Raw genomic sequence first — 20,165 nt, forward strand, 5'->3', positions numbered from 1 at the left:
TCTTCTTCAGCAGTCCCTGTACCTTCCAGACCTAAGCCAGAAGGCTTTCAGGCAACCTGCTTATCATAATTTAGGCTTTTTTAGCTTTTGGACGTTTCGCGCCGTATTTAGAACGAGCTTGCATACGGTTGTTCACGCCTGCAGTATCGAGAGCTCCACGAACGATGTGATAACGAACCCCTGCAAGGTCTTTTACTTTACCTCCACGGATCAATACCACACTGTGCTCTTGAAGGTTATGTCCGATCCCTGGGATATAAGCAGTTACCTCGAGACGGTTCGTCAAACGAACACGAGCATATTTACGAAGTGCAGAGTTCGGTTTACGTGGAGTCATTGTACCTACACGAGTGCAGACACCACGTTTTTGTGGGGCACTGATGTTAGTGGATTCACGTTTCAAAGCGTTGAACCCTTTTTGCAAAGCTGGTGATTTTGACTTCTCAACTTTAGCTTGACGTCCTTTACGAACCAGTTGGTTAATAGTTGGCATGTGATTGCCACCCCCTTCCTCAATTATTCATGTTTCTTTATAAACCTTTATCTAAGCCCACAGACCCAGGCGGTTCATAAAAAGACAAATGAAAAGTTTTTGCCTTGGAGAATCCTTAAATATTCTCGGACAAAAACGTTCCTTACCGTATCATTTTACGACAGCAGCCATAGCTGCTCCCACTCCAATCCCGCACGCTTTGCCGAGATTTTTCATTGTGTCCACTTTCGTGCACTTCACATTGTGTTGTTCACACAAGGCAATGATTTTGGAAGTGAGCTGCGGATCACTATCTTCTGCGACATAGACTTCAGAAGCCATCCCTGTCTGCACTGTCCGCATGGTCTGTTTGGTACCAATCTTGACATGAGCATCTTGCAAGCCTTTTTCATTAGACATCATACATTCCTCCGAATAGGACCAATTACAATCAACTGCCCACGCACCTTTGATATATTATCATCTAGCGCAAGCATTGTCAATGCTATTCTAAAAAGATTTTATAAAGTTTGTGTATATCAGGCTCCGTCCACCTTATAATACAAGCGTCGTTTCCTGACATACACATACTTTAATTCCTCAGAAAGAGGAAATCTATATTAGTCTACCGAAACTGGTTCCAGTTCTTCTACTGAAGATTGGCCGTCTTCCGGCTCAGCAAATTTGATGCTGCGGTAACGGTTCATACCTGTACCTGCAGGAATCAGCTTACCGATGATAACATTTTCCTTCAGACCGAGCAACTGATCGACTTTACCTTTGATCGCCGCATCTGTCAGTACACGTGTAGTTTCTTGGAACGATGCTGCTGAGAGGAAGGAGTCTGTTTCCAGTGATGCCTTCGTAATACCGAGCAAGATTGGTTTTGCAACCGCTGGCTCTTTATCACCAAGAATCGCTATTTTGTTAGCTCTTTCGTACTCATGCATATCCACGAATGACCCTGGCAACAGCGTTGTATCCCCTGCATCTACGATACGGATTTTACGCAGCATTTGACGGATCATAACCTCAACGTGTTTATCATTGATTTCTACACCTTGGTTACGATATACGCGTTGTACTTCCTGCAAGATGTAGTTTTGTACGCCACGTATACCTTTAATACGCAACATTTCTTTCGGATCGATGGAACCATCTGTCAACTCATCACCTGCTTCAATTTCCATGCCTTCGCTTACGCGCACACGGGAACCGTAGGTAACGGCGTATACTTTGGATTCCGCTTCACCTTGAATTTCGATCTCACGGCGATCTTTGGTCTCGCGAATCTCTTTAACCACACCATCAATCTCACTGATCGTTGCTTGACCTTTAGGATTACGAGCCTCGAACAACTCCTGGATACGCGGCAAACCTTGCGTGATGTCGTCTCCGGCTACACCGCCGGTATGGAACGTACGCATTGTAAGCTGTGTTCCTGGCTCACCAATGGATTGTGCAGCAATAATACCAACCGCTTCACCAATTTCCACGTGTTTACCTGTCGCAAGGTTGCGACCATAACACTTCTTGCAGACACCATGACTCGCACGGCAACTGAGTACGGAGCGGATTTGCAGTTTGGTGATACCCGCTTTGATGATAGCCTCTGCTTTATCAGAGTCAATCAATTCATTGCGACCTACAATGATTTCTCTCGTTTCCGGATGACGTAATGTTTCGAAGCAGTACCTGCCTTCAATACGGTCGTAGAGATCTTCAATAACCTCTTTACCATCCTGAATACGACTTACCGTAAAGCCTTTATCTGTACCACAATCGTCTTCGCGCACGATAACGTCTTGGGCTACGTCTACGAGACGACGAGTCAGGTAACCTGAGTCGGCTGTACGCAGAGCTGTATCCGCGAGACCTTTACGCGCACCGTGAGTGGAGATAAAGTACTCGAGTACTGTCAAACCTTCACGGAAGTTCGATTTGATTGGGAGTTCGATAATTCGACCAGATGGGTTGGCCATCAGACCACGCATACCGCCCAATTGGGTGATTTGCGATTTGTTACCCCGTGCTTTGGAGTCAACCATCATCATGATGGAGTTATAACGATCCATGGATTTCATCAAAATCTCAGTGATATCATCCTTGGATTTTGACCAAATATCAATGATACGGTCATAACGCTCTTCATTCGTAATCAGACCACGACGGTACTGGTTCGTAACGATTTGCGCTTTATCTTCGGACTGTCTGAGAATTTCAAATTTCTCAGGTGGAACGATTACATCAGACACGGCTACAGTAATACCTGCACGTGTAGAGTATGTGAATCCGAGTTGTTTAATTTTATCCAAAATAACCGCAGTTTCGGTTGTGTGATAAATTTCAAAACAACGCGCGATGATGGAACCCAAATATTCTTTGCCGACACCGCCAGCTTGAGGAGCATTCATAATAGCTTCTCTCAAGTCAGCACCTTTCTCATAAACAAATGAATGATCCGCTGTACCTTGATACAGGTTTGCGCGAGTCGCATCATTGATATAAGGGAAGCTTGCCGGGAAAATTTCATTAAAGATAATTTTGCCGACCGTTGTCAACAACATACCTTTTTGTTGCTCTTCCGTGAAGCTTGTTTTACCAAGTGCTCTAACCGGAATAGCGACACGCGCATGCAGTCCAGCAGTACCCCGTTGGTATGCAGATACAGCCTCATTGACTGTACGCAGAACCATACCTGTACCCTTCTCTTCTTTGTTGTCCATCGTTAGATAGTACGAACCAAGAACCATATCCTGGGAAGGAGTTACAACCGGTTTGCCGTCTTTCGGGTTCAAAATGTTACCTGATGCAAGCATCAGAATACGTGCTTCCGCTTGAGCTTCAGCGGACAATGGAACGTGCACGGCCATTTGGTCACCGTCAAAGTCGGCATTGTATGCCGTACATACGAGCGGGTGAAGACGAATCGCTTTACCTTCAACCAGAATCGGTTCAAACGCTTGAATACCGAGACGGTGAAGCGTAGGGGCACGGTTCAAGAGAACCGGATGCTCCTTGATTACTTCTTCAAGAACATCCCATACTTCAGGACTTACACGCTCAACTTTACGTTTTGCGCTCTTGATGTTGTGGGCAAGCCCTTTATTGACAAGCTCTTTCATGACAAAAGGCTTGAACAGTTCGAGTGCCATATCTTTAGGCAGACCACACTGATACATTTTCAGATAAGGTCCGACAACAATAACGGAACGACCGGAATAGTCAACACGTTTACCGAGCAAGTTCTGACGGAAACGACCTTGTTTACCTTTCAGCATGTGGCTGAGAGATTTCAAAGGACGGTTACCCGGACCTGTAACAGGACGTCCGCGACGACCATTGTCGATCAAAGCATCAACGGCTTCTTGCAGCATCCGTTTTTCATTTTGCACGATGATATCTGGAGCGCCCAGGTCAAGTAGACGCTTCAAACGGTTGTTCCGGTTAATAACACGGCGATACAGGTCATTCAAGTCAGACGTAGCAAAACGTCCACCATCCAGCTGTACCATCGGACGAAGTTCCGGCGGAATGACAGGAAGTACATCCATGATCATCCACTCTGGGTTGTTACCAGAGTTACGGAAAGCTTCAATAACTTCCAAACGTTTGATCGCACGATTGCGGCGTTGTCCTTGTGCAGTGCGGAGCTCTTCCTTCAGGAACTCAAGCTCTTTGTCTATATCAAGGTCTTGAAGCAATTTTTTAACTGCTTCTGCGCCCATGCCAGCCTGGAAGCCGTACCCGTACTTTTCACGGTAGCTACGATATTCCTTTTCGGACAACAGCTGTTTTTTCTCCAGTGGAGTTTCTCCTGGATCGGTTACTACATATGATGCAAAATAAATGATCTCTTCCAGAGATCTTGGAGACATATCCAATGCGAGACCCATACGGCTCGGAATACCTTTGAAATACCAGATATGAGATACCGGAGCAGCAAGCTCAATATGGCCCATCCGTTCACGACGGACTTTCGCACGAGTTACTTCAACACCACAGCGGTCACAAACAACGCCTTTATAACGAACGCGTTTGTATTTACCGCAATGACATTCCCAGTCTTTTGTAGGGCCAAAAATCTTTTCGCAGAACAGCCCTTCTTTTTCCGGTTTCAACGTACGATAGTTGATCGTTTCCGGTTTTTTCACTTCTCCGCGGGACCAAGAACGAATTTTCTCTGGGGAAGCAAGCCCGATCTTCATATATTCGAAATTGTTGACGTCCAACAAGGAGCAACCCTCCTTACCAAGTCCTGTAATCTAGGTTACGCTCACTCCGGCTAAGCCGGAGTGAGACGTGAGCCTGATGAAAAACGCCGGTCATCATGCGCCCGAAGCGATTATTCCGCTCCGACCTCTGTCCCCTCAAGGTTGAGGCTGAGCTTATCGCTCGCAGCGTCATCTTCATCGTCTATTTCTTTCATTTCAATCTCTTGCTCATCTTCACTCAAAATCTTAACGTCCATACCCAAGCTTTGCAGCTCTTTGATCAATACTTTGAACGACTCAGGAACACCTGGTTCCGGTACATTCTCACCTTTGACAATGGACTCGTACGTTTTTACCCGACCAACAACGTCATCGGATTTAACGGTCAAAATCTCTTGCAGGGTATAAGCAGCACCATACGCTTCAAGCGCCCAAACTTCCATCTCCCCGAAACGCTGTCCACCGAATTGGGCTTTACCACCCAGCGGCTGTTGCGTAACGAGTGAGTAAGGACCTGTGGAACGGGCATGGATTTTATCATCAACCATGTGTGCCAATTTGATCATGTGCATGACACCAACGGTAACTTCACGTTCAAACTCTTCACCTGTACGACCATCATACAGCACCGTTTTACCGTTACGCTGCATACCTGCCTCTTCCATTGTATCGAAGACGTCATACTCCTTCGCTCCATCGAATACAGGTGTTGCTACGTGGATACCAAGCTGCATTGCTGCCATACCCAAGTGAACCTCAAGTACTTGACCGATGTTCATACGGGAAGGTACGCCCAGTGGGTTAAGAACGATCTGAACAGGTGTACCGTCTGGCAGGAAAGGCATATCTTCTTCCGGCAAGATGCGGGCCACGACCCCTTTGTTACCGTGACGTCCGGCCATTTTATCACCCTCGGAGATTTTCCGTTTTTGGGCAATATAAACACGAACGAGCTGGTTAACACCTGGTGGCAGTTCATCTCCGTTTTCACGGGTAAATACTTTCACGTCAACTACGATACCATCGGTACCGTGAGGTACACGCAAGGATGTATCACGTACTTCACGTGCTTTTTCACCAAAGATTGCATGCAATAGACGTTCTTCTGCTGTCAGTTCTGTTACCCCTTTTGGTGTAACTTTACCAACAAGAATGTCACCAGCAGCAATTTCGGCGCCGATGCGGATAATACCGCGCTCATCCAGATTACGCAACGCTTCTTCCCCAACGTTAGGGATATCACGTGTAATCTCTTCAGGTCCGAGCTTAGTATCACGAGCTTCCGACTCATATTCCTCGATGTGGATGGATGTGTACACATCTTCCTTAACGAGTTTTTCGCTGAGCAGAATCGCATCCTCGTAGTTGTAACCTTCCCATGTCATGAAGGCAACAACAACGTTGCGTCCAAGAGCAAGTTCACCCATTTCCGTCGAAGGACCGTCAGCTAGGATATCGCCAGCTTTGACAGCAGCGCCTCTTTTCACGATCGGACGTTGGTTGATGCATGTTCCTTGGTTCGAACGCATAAATTTGTGTAATTTATATTTAACGATATCGCCTTTGACTTCCTGACCATCTACCTCTTCTACACGACGAAGCCATATCTCGTTCGCAGAGGAACGTTCAATAATTCCGTCATAATCGGCAACAATACATACACCGGAGTCTTTCGCAGCTTTGTGCTCCATACCCGTTCCTACAAGCGGAGCTTTAGGAATCAAGAGTGGAACCGCCTGCCGTTGCATGTTTGATCCCATTAAGGCACGGTTGGAGTCATCGTTCTCAAGGAACGGAATGAGCGCTGTAGCTACCGATACAACCTGCTTAGGAGATACGTCCATGTAGTCAACTCGTTCACTCGGCATCGTAAGGATGTTATCCGACTGTTTGTTGTAACGTACAATGATCGCATCTTCTGCAAATGTGCTATCTTCATTCAGCTTTGCATTCGCCTGAGCGATAACATAGTTGTCCTCTTCGTCTGCTGTGAGGTAATCAATTTGTTCGGTTACCACGCCAGTCTTCGGATCAACCCAGCGGTATGGAGCTTCGATAAAGCCATATTCGTTCACACGCGCAAACGTCGACAAAGAGTTGATCAAACCGATGTTTGGTCCCTCTGGTGTCTCGATCGGACACATCCGGCCATAGTGGGATGGATGGACGTCACGGACTTCCATGCCGGCACGCTCACGAGTCAAACCGCCTGGTCCGAGTGCGGACAGACGACGTTTATGCGTCAATTCACCCAGCGGGTTCGTTTGATCCATAAACTGTGACAACTGAGAGCTTCCGAAGAACTCTTTAATTGATGCAATAACAGGACGAATGTTGATCAAAGCCTGCGGTGTAATGACATTCGCATCCTGAATGGACATTCTCTCACGAACCACACGCTCCATACGGGACAATCCAATACGGAACTGATTTTGTAAAAGTTCGCCAACAGAGCGCAGACGACGATTACCCAGGTGATCGATATCATCCGTGCTTCCAATACCGTGCAAAAGGTTAAGGAAGTAACTGATGGAAGAGATGATATCTGCTGGCGTGATGTTTTTCACGGACTTGTCAATGTCACCATTGGCAATCAGCTTAACCACTTTACCATCTTCAATTGGTGAAAACACATCAATGGTTTGCATCGGGATATCATTGGCATCCAAAACGCCGTTCCCCACGTGATATGTGCGGAAGCCAACGCTTTTCTCCAGATAAGGCATGATTTCGTCGAGCAAACGACGGTCAACCATCTGACCTGCTTCTGCAATGATTTCACCTGTTTCAGCGTCGATAAGTGATTCTGCCAAACGCTGATTGAACAAACGATTTTTGATGTGAAGCTTTTTGTTGATTTTGTAACGACCTACGTTTGCGAGATCATAACGTTTTGGATCAAAGAAACGTGCAACGAGCAAGCTCTTCGCATTATCCAGCGTTGGCGGCTCGCCCGGACGAAGACGCTCATAAATCTCGATGAGAGCTTTCTCCGTAGAATCGGTGTTGTCTTTGTCGAGCGTATTGCGGATATATTCGTCATTACCGAGCAAATCCAGAATCTCAGCATCTGTGCCAAAACCAAGGGAACGCAAGAGAACCGTAACCGGTATTTTACGCGTACGGTCGATCCGGACGTAAACAACGTCCTTTGCGTCCATCTCTAGCTCCAGCCAAGCGCCGCGGTTAGGAATTACAGTAGCGGTATACGTTTTTTTGGCGTTCTTATCTACTTTAGTACTGAAGTAAACGCTAGGAGAGCGAACCAACTGGCTGACAATAACCCGTTCAGCACCATTAATAATAAATGTGCCCGTGTTGGTCATCAGCGGGAAATCTCCCATGAACACTTCCTGCTCTTTGACTTCTCCGGTTTCCTTATTAATGAGCCGGACTTTGACCCGAAGTGGTGCTGCATACGTAACGTCACGCTCTTTCGCGTCGTCTACCGTATACTTCGGTTCTCCGAGACTGTAATCGATAAATTCCAAAATCAAGTTACCCGTGAAATCCTGGATCGGCGAGATATCCTGGAACATTTCGCGCAACCCTTCCTCCAAAAACCAATCGTATGATTTTTGTTGGATTTCAATCAGGTTCGGAACTTCGAGTATCTCGTTAATTCGTGCATAACTGCGCCGAGTGCGTCGACCATATTGAACAAGATGTCCTGCCAACTTAAACTCACCCCTCAATGTCTACTCACTTTAAAAATTTCGTTGCGAACCTCTGTTTGTAACCTTATAATGGTACACATACAGAGCAAAACAATGCACCCGCAAATAAAGAAAAGCCCTTATTCGAAATGTCGTTCGATAAAGGAGCAACTTTGATCGGCGGATGTCTTTCCAAATCATTCTTATCCCCAGTTTGCCCAAAATGTACATATTATACGCCAAACATAGGCATAATAAGCCCGGTTCGGCGTAAAAAAAGCTTGACATTTTTAGTTAGCTAAAGCCAAGTAGGGCATCTTAATACTGACATTTTACAACTATACCACGGCTTGAATTTCAAGTCAATAGTCCTATTGCAAAAGAAATGATCCCCTGCTCACTTTACAAATTCGAATGAATCTCGTACTGATCCTCTACTCTTCTTTCACCGCTTTGAAGATTCGGTAGCCTTTATCCTTTGTCACTTCTTCCACTCGTTTAAACAGCGATTCCAACTTTGCCTTCGCAGAAGGTGCCCCCTGTTTCTTTTGAATGACAATCCATAATGATCCGCCCACCTTCAAATGATGATACGCCTGCTCAAAAATCAGATGAACTGTTTCTTTGCCAGCTCGTATAGGAGGATTAGTCAAGATCACGTCGAAATCCCGCTTCTTTACTTCAGTCAGTAGATTACTCTGCATTACCGTAACATTAACAATGCCATTTCCTTTGGCATTCTCTCTGGAAAGCTCAACCGCTCTTTCGTTGATATCGATCATGGTGACATGCCCATCCGGTACAAGTTTTGCTGCTGTAAGCCCGATTGGCCCGTAACCACATCCTACATCGAGAATATGAGCGCCTGACGGCAGTTCCATCGCATCAATCAACACTCTGCTGCCATAATCGATTCCATTCTTGGAAAAAACACCAGCATCCGTCACCAGTCGCAAACTAACTCCGCGAAGCACCGCTTCCGCGGCCTTGCGATCATGTGCTACTTCCGGTTTGTCCGAATAATAATGATTGGACATGCCCTCACTCACTTTCCATAGTTACATTTACAGCAACAAACCCCTTGATATAAGTCAAGGGGTTTGTTGTTTTGTTCATTCAGCTTGGATAAGCTAAATTATTTAACTTCGATTGTAGCGCCAGCTTCTTCAAGCTTAGCTTTGATTGTTTCTGCTTCTTCTTTAGAAACTTTTTCTTTCAGTGCTTTTGGAGCGTTGTCAACTACTTCTTTAGCTTCTTTCAAGCCAAGACCAGTGATTTCACGAACTGCTTTGATAACGTTGATTTTGGAAGCGCCAGCGCTTGCCAAGATTACGTCGAACTCGGATTGCTCAGCTTCAGCTGAAGCTGCGCCGCCACCTACAGCAGCTACTGGAGCTGCAGCAGTTACGCCGAATTCTTCTTCGATTGCTTTAACAAGATCGTTCAGTTCCAGTACAGTCATGCCTTTGATTGCTTCCAAGATTTGCTCTTTACTCATGATTGAACCTCCATATATAATTTTTTTTTTATTTCATTACTGCTAGGCAGTATTCAGATCAAGTAGCTTACGCGCCTTGTTCTTCTTTGTCTGCAACAGCTTTAACCGCAAGCGCGAAGTTGCGCACTGGCGCTTGAAGCACGCTGAGGAGCATGGAGAGGAGACCTTCGCGGGATGGCAGTTCTGCCAACGCTTTAACTTCTTCTTCTCCAATTACACGACCTTCTACGACAGCACCTTTCAATTTCAGTGCATCGTTCTTCTTAGCGAAGTCGTTCAGAATTTTGGCTGGAGCTACAGCATCTTCTCCGCTGAATGCAATCGCAGTAGGGCCTGTCAGAACGCTATCGAGTTCTGTCAATTCTGCTGCTGCAGTTGCACGGCGAAGCAATGAGTTTTTCAGCACTTGGAATTCGATTCCGGCTTCACGAAGCTGCTTGCGCAGTTCAGTAGCTTGGGCAACGTTCAATCCGCGATAGTCGACAACAACTGATGTCACGCTTTCGCGCAATTTTGCTGTTACAACATCAACGGACTCTTGTTTTGCTTGAATCACTTTTGCGTTTGCCAATCTGTACACCTCCTGATCAAATTTATCCCATTAAGAAAAGCCTCCGTAGAATCACGAAGGCTTGATATATACTCGCATCCGATTTGCATCGTTCAAGTTGTATAATCACACCTCGGTAGGAAATTAAGCAACAAGGCACCTACTGTCTAYGGCAAGCATATTCAAATGTCAACGGTCAGTCACTCGGACTCACAACTCTTATAGATTATCAGAACAGGGTGAACCTGTCAAGAATAATTTATTTAAAAGCTGCTGCGTTCACGCGTGCGCCAGGGCCCATCGTAGAAGAAAGACTTACGTTCTTCAGATAAACACCTTTAGCTGCCGCCGGTTTAGCACGGTTCAGAGCGTCCATGAGAGCTTTGAGGTTCTCATTCAGTTGCTCGGAAGAGAAAGAAGCTTTACCGATCGGTGCATGAATTTGACCTGCACGATCCAGACGATATTCGATTTTACCGGCTTTGATTTCTTGAACAGCCTTAGTTACATCGAAAGTTACCGTTCCGGCTTTAGGGTTAGGCATCAGGCCTTTACCGCCGAGCAGACGGCCCAATTTACCTACTTCACTCATCATATCTGGTGTCGCTACGCAGACGTCGAACTCGAACCAGCCTTGTTGGATTTTGTTGATCATGTCTGCATCACCAACATAGTCCGCGCCAGCCGCTTCCGCTTCTTTCGCTTTGTCACCTTTTGCAAATACCAATACGCGTTGTGTTTTACCTGTACCGTGTGGCAAGACAACAACACCACGTACCGCCTGGTCTTGCTTACGAGGGTCTACGCCCAAACGAACTGCTGCTTCGATAGTTTCATCGAATTTTGCAGTAGCTGCCTTTTTCACAAGCTCTACAGCTTCTGAAGGCTCGTAAGTCGCTTCGCTGTCGATCAGCTTAGCAGCTTCCAGGTATTTTTTACCGTGTTTAGCCATGTTTTATTCCTCCTTTGTGGTTTTAGCGGATATACCTCCCACATTGACCGGCCGCGAATCGGCCGGCTTTACGAAGCCATGTTTCGTGTGAAAATTAGTCTTCGATGGTGATACCCATGCTGCGGGCAGTACCTTCGACCATACGCATTGCGGACTCAACGTCTGCTGCATTCAGGTCAGGCATTTTTGTTTCCGCGATTTGACGTACCGCATCACGTTTAACGGTAGCAACTTTTTTCTTGTTCGGCTCGCCAGATCCTTTTTCAACTTTCGCTGCCACTTTCAACAGAACTGCTGCAGGTGGAGTTTTAGTGATGAATGTAAAGGAACGGTCCTCGAATACAGAAATTTCAACTGGAATAATCAATCCCGCTTGATCAGCTGTACGAGCGTTGAATTCTTTACAGAATGCCATGATGTTGACACCCGCTTGACCCAATGCCGGACCTACTGGTGGTGCTGGATTTGCTTTACCTGCTGGAATCTGCAGTTTTACCATTTTGATTACCTTTTTTGCCATGATTGACACCTCCTTGCAAAATAGTGGTTAACGGGCCTCACAGCCCTCCCACAAGAAACTTGAAGAAACTATATCTTCTCCACTTGTGTATATTCCAACTCAAGCGGTGTTTCCCGTCCAAACATGTTAACGTGTACCTTGAGCTTACTCTTGTCTACCAAAATCTCTTCCACGGAGCCCACAAAATTCGCAAAAGGACCGACTTTAATGCGTACGGATTCCTTAATTTCGAATTCAATTTTAGGCTTAGGTTCAACCATACCCATGTGCTTCAGAATTTGTTCCACTTCTTCTGGCAACAAGGCTGTTGGTTTGGAACCGGAACCTGTCGAACCGACAAAGCCGGTAACACCCGGTGTGTTGCGAACAACATACCAAGAATCATCCGTCTGAACCATTTCGACCAAGACATAACCGGGATAAACTTTACGCATAACGGTTTTTTTCTTACCGTCTTTGTTCACCACTTCTTCTTCCATCGGAACAAGAACGCGGAAAATCTTGTCTTCCATACCCATGGACTCTACGCGTTTTTCCAAATTGGCTTTGACCTTATTTTCATACCCTGAATAGGTATGAACGACGTACCATCTTTTTTCCATATCAAGCCACCTGGGACCCTTCTTAAATAATCGCTTCGATCACAGCGGAGATGCCGATATCTACGACCCAAAAAAACAGCGTCATAACCACAACAGTACCAAGTACGATTAACGTGTAGTTCGTCAGCTCTTTACGATTAGGCCAGCGAACCTTTTTAAGTTCAGCCCAGCTTTCAGAGAAAAAGGAAATCAGAGATTTGAAACTACGTTTCACGCCGACTACACCTCCAAAAACTATCTGGTTTCGCGATGAGAAGTCTGCTCGTTACAAAACTTGCAAAATTTCTTCATCTCCATGCGGTCGGGGTGATTACGCTTGTTTTTTGTCGTAGTGTAATTTCTTTGTTTGCAGTTAGTACAAGCCAAAGTAATAATTACCCGCATGATGTACACCTCCCGAAGACTTCCACATTGAAGCAGAGTCTCTAAATTGATCCTAAAAAAAAGCCGTAAAATAGGCCTACCTAAAACACTTTATCACAAGGGTATAAGCATGTCAATGAAAGAATAACCTTTCATCGTTGGGTATTAATTCCGTACAAAACGCAACGTATCTCTCATCTCTGATTTTTTCTCTGCTCCGGCACGAACCGAGCGATTACTAGTATTTATCAAACCTTGACAATATAAACTTCAGACAATAAAAAAAGACTCAAACACCGAGCCTTTTCCTTCAACGACAACAACCTATGTTCAATTATCTCGAACTTCCAGGTACTTTTCAAGTTTGCGCTTTACACGCTGCAATGCATTATCGATAGACTTGACATGACGATCCAAATCCACTGCAATCTCTTGATAAGATCTCCCGTCCAGGTACAACATTAACACTTTACGTTCCAGGTCACTCAAAATCTCAGACATTTTATCTTCCAGGCCCACAAATTCTTCCTGGTTAATAACCAATTCTTCTGGATCGCTGACCTGAGTTCCACAAATCACATCGAGTAACGTACGATCAGACTCTTCATCATAAATGGGCTTGTCCAGAGATACATAAGAATTAAGCGGAATATGCTTCTGACGTGTGGCTGTCTTGATCGCCGTAATAATCTGTCTCGTGATGCACAGTTCGGCAAATGCCTTGAACGAAGCAAGCTTGTCCCCTTTGAAATCACGAATGGATTTGTAAAGGCCAATCATTCCTTCTTGAATAATATCTTCCCGGTCAGCTCCGATCAAAAAATAAGATCTTGCCTTGGCGCGTACAAAGTTGCGATACTTGTTGATCAAAAACTCCAGCGCTTCGCTTTCGCCTTCACGGACCGCTTCGACAATGTCTTCGTCACTTTGGTAATCATACTTGGATAACATGATATCTTTGAGGTCGACACTCACAGACAATCCCTCCGGCTGCAACGCAAGGTACCCCGTTACTCTACTCTATGAAATATACGATCAGTATATATGATGGTACCTCCAACCGTCAACCACGCTATCCCTAAAAAAGAACACCTATAACATAATTGTCAATAGTTTCAATATTGTAAAATTTGTAAAAAACCCGCTATCAGCCTCGTCTCCAGCGTTCAAACTGCTGCAATACATCCGGGCTTAATTTGCCTCCGATCGTGTTACGAGTTAATTTAGCCTGATCTTCGGCAAGTCGCTGCTGTAACTCTTTTTCATTCTGCTCTACTTCAATCAGCAACTCTCTGGCAGATATTCGCAGAGCCCCCTGTCCAAAGATGACATGTTGCTCAACCATATCGCTGGTAGCTACATAGATTTGGCGTCTTCGCATGCTTAGTTCCCGAACGAGCCTTTCGATGCATTCGTCTGCCGTCTCTTTTTCCTTTGTAAAATAAATCTGAACTTTGCTCTGGGTAAAGGATTTGCCGAGTCCTGGCACAAGGTAAGCGTCAAACACAACAATGACACGGCGGCCGGAAAAAGCCTGATAATCTGCTAGCCGAAAGAGCAGTCTGTTGCGAGCCTCTTCAAGCCCACTCTCCGCCAGCTTGGATAATTCCGGCCAGTCACCGATCATATTATACCCGTCTACAAGAAGCACATCACGGGAATCAGCCATAACATCTATTCCTGCGCTTGGCGGGAGCGAAGCACCTCGTACATGACAACACCCGCTGCCACGGAGGCATTCAGGGAATTAATCTGACCTTGCATAGGCAGTTTAACCAGCACATCACATTTCTCACGAATAAGACGCCCCATACCTTTGTTCTCATTCCCGATGACAAGTGCTACCGGACCTGTAAACACACCATTACCGAACACACCTTCACGTGCGGTGACATCTGTACCTACAACCCATACTCCATCTTCTTTGAGACGATCGATCGTTTGCGCCAAATTGCTTACGCGGGCAACCGGAACATACTCTGCTGCACCTGCTGATGTTTTGGACACCGTTGCTGTTACAGATGCCGAGCGCCGTTTAGGAACAATAACCCCGTGAGCTCCTGTGCAGTCTGCTGTACGCAAGATGGAACCAAGATTGTGAGGATCTTCAACCTCATCCAGCAAAATTAAAAATGGTTGCTCGTTTTTGGATTTAGCCTTTTCCAGAATATCTTCAACCTCCACATAGGCATATGGCGCTGCCTGAGCAACTACACCCTGATGCTGAATACCGGGGACAGTCTGATCCAGCTTACGCTTGTCCACATGCTGAATGACAATCCCCTGTTTTTTTGCCTCCACAATGATCGGTTGTGTCAAATGTTTCTGCGCCGTATCGGCAATCCATATTTTATTAATGGTCCGGCCTGATCGCAGCGCCTCCGTTACGGAATGTTTACCGGCAATCCATTCTTCTTCCATCCTTGTTCGTTCCTCTCTGTATTGCTTGTTATATATTTCAATCCTGAAGCTATTTCGTTGTTGATGCAGACGCTTGCTCCGCGAGCTCAATACCAAGCCCAATCAGTTGAATCATTCGTTCGTGCTGACTGCTGCTGTATAAATAGCCGATCAGACACTCAAACGCCGTTGCATGTCTGTACTCCAGCACATCAGCATTTTTCGGAACACTGCCCGATTTGGCATTCCGCCCTGACCGTACAACATCCTGCTCTTCTTCTGTCAGTTCAGTCTCAATACTTGTCAGTATGCGGCTTTGTGCTTTGGCAGATACCAGTTTAGTTGCGCTACGATGCAAATGATTGGGACGCATATTCGCTTTGGATAACAGGTATTGCCTTACTGCAACCTCATATACCGCATCGCCAATGTAAGCCAGAGCGATCGGCGGAATCAGCTTTGCAGGTCTGGAAGGGGGATAAGGAAACCATCCACCTTCTGAAACCTTTGCCTGATTCTTCGCCTCAGTCCCCTCAGCCTGTTCAACCCACTCGACAGATTTAGATAAAATATTCTTTTTCTCTTCGCTCATTTACGCCGCCATCTCATACCCTGCGCAGTATCTTCAAGCAGGATTCCCTGAGCCGACAGTTCATTACGAATTCCGTCTGCACGAGCCCAGTTTTTGGATTTGCGTGCCTCCACGCGATCTTGGATAAGACGTTCGATGTCCTCATCAAGAAGCTCTGGCTCAACGTCCGTATAAATTCGAAGCACAGCATTCAGTTCAGTGAATAGTTCCAGCAACGCATGAATCTCAGCGGCATTCACTACATCCTGCTGTAATAACTGATTCGCTTCAGCAGCCCATTCGAACAATGCCGTGATTGCATCTGGTGTATTAAAATCATCCTGCATTTTTTCATGATACTGCTGTCGAATCTGGTCTAGTCTTGCAGAAAATTCAGATGTGACCTCCTGATTGACAGACACAGCACCCAAGCGATGTTTCAGGTTACCCACTGCATTGGCAATCCGATCCACACTGTTCTGAGCCTGTTCCATCGTGTCTTCCGTGAAATTGAGCGGGTTACGATAGTGAGTAGACAACATAAAGTAACGAATTGCTTCACGTTTGTACTGATCACGCAGGTCTTTTACCAGAACGCCGTTACCGAGCGATTTCGACATTTTCTCGTTATCGATGCGAATAAAACCGTTATGCATCCAGTAATTCGCCAAAGGCGCACCTGTGATTGCCTCGGACTGTGCGCATTCGCATTCATGGTGAGGGAACTGCAAATCCTGTCCACCCCCATGAATATCCAGCGTGTCACCAAGGTACTCTCTCGCCATAGCAGAGCACTCGATATGCCATCCAGGACGGCCATCTCCCCATGGGCTAGACCAGAAGATTTCGCCTGGTTTTGCTGCTTTCCAGAGCACAAAATCTTCCGGATGTTCCTTCCGCTCGTCTACGCCGATCCGGATGCCGAATTGCAACTCCTGCAGGTTCTGTTTCGACAATTGGCCGTATTTTTCGAATTTTCCTGTTCGATAATATACGTCACCGCCATTTTCATATGCGAAACCTTTTTCAACCAATTCACGGATAAAATCAATAATTAGCGGCATGTTCTCCGTTACCCGTGGATTACTGCTGGCTTTAGGAATACCGAGCCCTTCCAGGTCCGCGTAATAAGCGGAAATAAACTTCTCAGCCACATGCGGTACGTCCGTGCCAAGCTGCTCCGCTTTGCGAATCAGTTTGTCATCCACATCGGTGAAGTTCACGACATAATTCACTTCATGTCCGATCTGCTCCAGATATCCACGAACCGTGTCGAAAAAGATCACTGGACGTGCATTACCGATATGAATATAGTCATAAACCGTTGGTCCGCATACATACATTTTCACTTTGCCGGGCTCTTGTGGAACAAACTCCTCTTTGGTGCGACTCATCGTATTATAAATCTGAAGTGTCATAGTCACTTTCCTTTCATCCTAAACTGCTTTTACTTGATTTCATGGTTTATGTTGATCGATGGAGTTATGTGCACTTCTCCGATTCACGTGTATTTTGCAAAGTACGCACTTCCTCCTGCAGTCGTTCAATCTCACGCTGCATACTGCGTAAAGAGTCGATGACCGGATCGGGCAATTGTTGATTGAGACGATCCACACGCCGTCCATCCTGTTTGACGATTCTGCCTGGAATTCCCACCACCGTACTATTTGCAGGAACTTCTTTCAATACAACGGAGTTCGCCCCGATGTTGCTCTGATCCCCAACACGAAAGGATCCCAGTACCTTTGCGCCAGATGAGATAACCACATTATTACCAATCGTGGGATGTCTCTTTCCTTTTTCTTTCCCTGTTCCCCCAAGAGTTACTCCTTGATAGATCACGACATCGTCGCCAATCTCACAGGTTTCTCCAATAACAACACCCATACCGTGGTCAATGAACAAACGATCTCCAATCGTAGCTCCGGGATGAATCTCTATCCCTGTCATAAACCGGCTAACCTGTGATATGAACCGGGCGAAAGAATACCATCTTCGTTTGTATAGATTGTGAGCAAATCGATGGGCCCATATGGCATGCAGCCCCGAATACGTAAATACGACTTCAAACCAACTCCGGGCGGCCGGATCATTTTCAAAGACCGTCTGAATATCGGATCTGATCTTTTTGAACATGCTCGTTCCCCTCTTGTTCCGGTTCTCGTCCTCCGGGTTCGCCGGACGGCGTGTTCCTTGGTATTATACTTGCGCACTCGCCTAAACAAAAAACGCCCCTGCAGCACGAAGCTGCAGAGGCGTTAGTCGCGGTCCCACTCTGCTTGGCACATTCTTGAAAAAAATGAGCCCTCTGGCGGTTCGGTAACGAGAACCAGTCGTCGCCATCTATCCTGACGTTTTCCTCTATCCTGTGGACAGAAGCGGGGCCGGATTCGACAGTGCAGCTCACGGGTGCATTTCAGACTGCTGGACAGTGGACGGCTCGCAGCCACCACATGCGGAGAGATCTATTCTCTGCTCGCATGTGGGGCCGTCCTCTCTGGATCTGTCCGGATCAGCTTACTTCTCCCGGTCTTTGCTGTTCTATATGAACGTATTATGACAATTCTACTCTTGTGTTGCTATTATAGCGAAAAGCCTTGGGACTGACAACCGGCAGAATCCATTTACATAAGTTGAACAATGAAAACTTACACAAGCACTCCGATGACAGAATAACCTGGAGAGTAGCGGTTATCCCCAGATTTTTTTGATTCCCTTTTCCAAAGGGAAAAATCCGGTGATAAAGGCGAAGTGTATGCTTCCGATGCAGCTTTCTTTCAGAAAGCTTTCAGCTTCGCTTTTTCAGGTTTTTTCTGTCCTCTCCGTTAATGTGTAATTCATAGTCTCCACTTATGAGGTTTCAGGAATATAGGCGATTCACGCGCCTGTCACCTGTGCCAGCAAACGCTGGGTGACCGTGTCACGGCCCAGTAACACTATGGTCTGATTGAGATCACGTCCATGTGTCTGTCCAGTCAAAGCAACGCGGATAGGCATAAAGAGCTGTTTGCCCTTAAAGCCTGTTTCCTTCTGTACTTCCTTGATCAGCGCAGCCATTTTACTTGGCGTAAATTCGTCACTTGCCTGTACTTTATCCGCAAATGCCTTCAGTACAGTTGGAACCTGCTCTTCAGCAAGCACCGCAGCACCTTCACTTTCCAGTTCAACCTCTGGACGGAAGAATACTTCGGACAGTTCCACGATATCGGATGCTGCATTCATCTGTTCCTGATAGAGATGCACTAGTGTATATGCCCATTCTCTCTGCTCAGTGGACAGATCCGCAGGAAGACATCCTGCTTTTTGCAGATGCGGAATGGCCATCTCGGCAATCCGTGCAGGGTCCGCATTTTTGATGTAATGGTTATTCAAATGCGCCAGCTTGTGTGTATCAAATACAGCCGGGCTCTTGGATAAACGCTTCGTATCAAAGATGGAGATCAACTGCTCTTGTGAAAAGATTTCTTCTTCCCCTTCCGGCGACCAGCCAAGCAGGGAGATGAAGTTAAACATCGCTTCCGGCAGATAGCCGAGCTGATCATATTGCTCAATGAACTGAATCACGGATTCATCGCGTTTACTCAGTTTTTTGTGATTTTCATTCACAATCAGCGTCATATGACCGAATTGCGGCGGCTCCCAGCCAAGCGCTTCATAGATCATCAACTGACGCGGTGTGTTGGAGATATGATCCTCCCCACGCAGTACGTGGGAGATCTTCATCAAGTGATCATCCACGGCAACGGCATAGTTGTACGTGGGAATGCCATCCTTTTTCACAATGACAAAGTCGCCTGATTCCTTGCTATTGAAAGAGATTGTGCCTTTGACCATATCGTTGAATGTATATGTGCGGTCTGCTGGTACACGGAAACGAATGCTCGCCACGCGGCCTTCCGCCTCAAACGCCTCGATCTGCTCTGGTGTCAGGTCACGGTGTTTCCCGGAATAACGCGGAGTCTCTCCACGAGCCGACTGTTCTTCGCGCTCCTGCTCCAGCTCTTCTTCCGTACAGTAACAACGATAAGCCAGACCTTTGTCCAGCAGTTCTTGCGTGTATTTGCGATACAGGTCCAGACGCTCAGTCTGACGGTACGGCCCGTATTCTCCGCCTACATCAATACTCTCATCCCACTCAATCCCGAGCCATTTCAAGTATTTCAGCTGGCTTTCTTCTCCGCCTGCAATGTTCCGCTTCACGTCCGTATCTTCAATACGAATGATAAATTTCCCGTTGTTATGTTTGGCATACAAGTAGTTAAACAGCGCCGTACGAGCGTTCCCGATATGCAGGTGTCCCGTTGGGCTTGGTGCGTAGCGCACCCGAATTTCTGTGCTCATATGATCCCCTCCGTCTCTAATTGATT

At 46.3% G+C, this 20,165-nt stretch carries 19 protein-coding genes and 1 other annotated feature; all 19 genes read right to left on the reverse strand.

All coding sequences use genetic code 11. The annotated features are described in order from the left end of the window. Positions 1-70 precede the first annotated feature (70 nt). Positions 71-493 (reverse strand): 30S ribosomal protein S12, encoded by a 423-nt coding sequence (gene rpsL, locus AB4Z30_RS27300; protein WP_017692070.1) that lies wholly within the window; start codon positions 491-493, stop codon positions 71-73. Positions 494-643: 150 nt separating this feature from the next. Beyond that, positions 644-892 carry a ribosomal L7Ae/L30e/S12e/Gadd45 family protein gene (locus tag AB4Z30_RS27305; RefSeq protein ID WP_441930684.1) on the reverse strand — a complete coding sequence of 83 codons (249 nt, stop codon included), beginning with the start codon at positions 890-892 and terminating at the stop codon, positions 644-646. Positions 893-1,092: 200 nt separating this feature from the next. Continuing rightward, positions 1,093-4,707: a DNA-directed RNA polymerase subunit beta' gene (rpoC, locus tag AB4Z30_RS27310; RefSeq protein ID WP_441930645.1), complete on the reverse strand. Its 3,615-nt coding sequence runs from the start codon at positions 4,705-4,707 to the stop codon at positions 1,093-1,095. A gap of 110 nt (positions 4,708-4,817) precedes the next feature. Then, positions 4,818-8,363 (reverse strand): DNA-directed RNA polymerase subunit beta, encoded by a 3,546-nt coding sequence (gene rpoB / locus AB4Z30_RS27315; protein ID WP_441930647.1) that lies wholly within the window; start codon positions 8,361-8,363, stop codon positions 4,818-4,820. 413 nt (positions 8,364-8,776) lie between these two features. After that, positions 8,777-9,379, reverse strand: coding sequence for a class I SAM-dependent methyltransferase (locus AB4Z30_RS27320; protein WP_441930649.1), 603 nt, complete (start codon positions 9,377-9,379; stop codon positions 8,777-8,779). 98 nt (positions 9,380-9,477) lie between these two features. Continuing rightward, positions 9,478-9,840, reverse strand: coding sequence for a 50S ribosomal protein L7/L12 (gene rplL / locus AB4Z30_RS27325; RefSeq protein WP_145336480.1), 363 nt, complete (start codon positions 9,838-9,840; stop codon positions 9,478-9,480). Between the two features lie 67 nt (positions 9,841-9,907). Further along, positions 9,908-10,411, reverse strand: coding sequence for a 50S ribosomal protein L10 (gene rplJ / locus AB4Z30_RS27330; protein ID WP_441930651.1), 504 nt, complete (start codon positions 10,409-10,411; stop codon positions 9,908-9,910). A 23-nt stretch (positions 10,412-10,434) separates the two neighbouring features. Further along, positions 10,435-10,581: a sequence feature (ribosomal protein L10 leader region), on the reverse strand. Between the two features lie 68 nt (positions 10,582-10,649). Further along, positions 10,650-11,342 carry a 50S ribosomal protein L1 gene (gene rplA / locus AB4Z30_RS27335; RefSeq protein WP_441930653.1) on the reverse strand — a complete coding sequence of 231 codons (693 nt, stop codon included), beginning with the start codon at positions 11,340-11,342 and terminating at the stop codon, positions 10,650-10,652. 94 nt (positions 11,343-11,436) lie between these two features. After that, a complete protein-coding gene (gene rplK / locus AB4Z30_RS27340; RefSeq protein ID WP_017692062.1) occupies positions 11,437-11,862 on the reverse strand; it encodes a 50S ribosomal protein L11 in 426 nt (141 codons plus the stop codon). Positions 11,863-11,930: 68 nt separating this feature from the next. Further along, a complete protein-coding gene (gene nusG, locus AB4Z30_RS27345) occupies positions 11,931-12,464 on the reverse strand; it encodes a transcription termination/antitermination protein NusG (protein ID WP_145336484.1) in 534 nt (177 codons plus the stop codon). Between the two features lie 22 nt (positions 12,465-12,486). Further along, the gene (gene secE, locus AB4Z30_RS27350; RefSeq protein ID WP_024633600.1) at positions 12,487-12,678 is read right to left on the reverse strand and encodes a preprotein translocase subunit SecE; all 192 of its coding nucleotides are present in this window, start codon (positions 12,676-12,678) and stop codon (positions 12,487-12,489) included. 20 nt (positions 12,679-12,698) lie between these two features. Then, positions 12,699-12,848, reverse strand: coding sequence for a 50S ribosomal protein L33 (gene rpmG, locus AB4Z30_RS27355; RefSeq protein WP_072735843.1), 150 nt, complete (start codon positions 12,846-12,848; stop codon positions 12,699-12,701). Between the two features lie 309 nt (positions 12,849-13,157). Next, positions 13,158-13,802: an RNA polymerase sporulation sigma factor SigH gene (sigH, locus tag AB4Z30_RS27360; protein WP_441930656.1), complete on the reverse strand. Its 645-nt coding sequence runs from the start codon at positions 13,800-13,802 to the stop codon at positions 13,158-13,160. A gap of 172 nt (positions 13,803-13,974) precedes the next feature. Further along, entirely contained in the window at positions 13,975-14,496 is a 522-nt protein-coding gene (locus tag AB4Z30_RS27365; protein ID WP_441930658.1) for an NYN domain-containing protein, read from the reverse strand. A gap of 5 nt (positions 14,497-14,501) precedes the next feature. After that, the gene (rlmB, locus tag AB4Z30_RS27370; protein ID WP_441930660.1) at positions 14,502-15,248 is read right to left on the reverse strand and encodes a 23S rRNA (guanosine(2251)-2'-O)-methyltransferase RlmB; all 747 of its coding nucleotides are present in this window, start codon (positions 15,246-15,248) and stop codon (positions 14,502-14,504) included. 49 nt (positions 15,249-15,297) lie between these two features. After that, complete coding sequence (locus tag AB4Z30_RS27375) at positions 15,298-15,819, reverse strand: Mini-ribonuclease 3 (protein WP_441930662.1); 522 nt, start codon at positions 15,817-15,819, stop codon at positions 15,298-15,300. After that, positions 15,816-17,216 carry a cysteine--tRNA ligase gene (gene cysS, locus AB4Z30_RS27380; RefSeq protein ID WP_441930686.1) on the reverse strand — a complete coding sequence of 467 codons (1,401 nt, stop codon included), beginning with the start codon at positions 17,214-17,216 and terminating at the stop codon, positions 15,816-15,818. The genes AB4Z30_RS27375 and cysS overlap by 4 nt, the downstream gene beginning before the upstream one ends. 64 nt (positions 17,217-17,280) lie before the next feature. Next, positions 17,281-17,934, reverse strand: a complete 654-nt coding sequence (gene cysE, locus AB4Z30_RS27385) for a serine O-acetyltransferase (RefSeq protein ID WP_441930664.1) — start codon at positions 17,932-17,934, stop codon at positions 17,281-17,283. A gap of 741 nt (positions 17,935-18,675) precedes the next feature. Then, positions 18,676-20,139 carry a glutamate--tRNA ligase gene (gene gltX, locus AB4Z30_RS27390; protein ID WP_441930666.1) on the reverse strand — a complete coding sequence of 488 codons (1,464 nt, stop codon included), beginning with the start codon at positions 20,137-20,139 and terminating at the stop codon, positions 18,676-18,678. Positions 20,140-20,165 lie beyond the last annotated feature (26 nt).

Origin of the sequence: Paenibacillus sp. 2TAF8, from assembly GCF_052114825.1 — a bacterium.
GTDB lineage: Bacteria > Bacillota > Bacilli > Paenibacillales > Paenibacillaceae > Paenibacillus.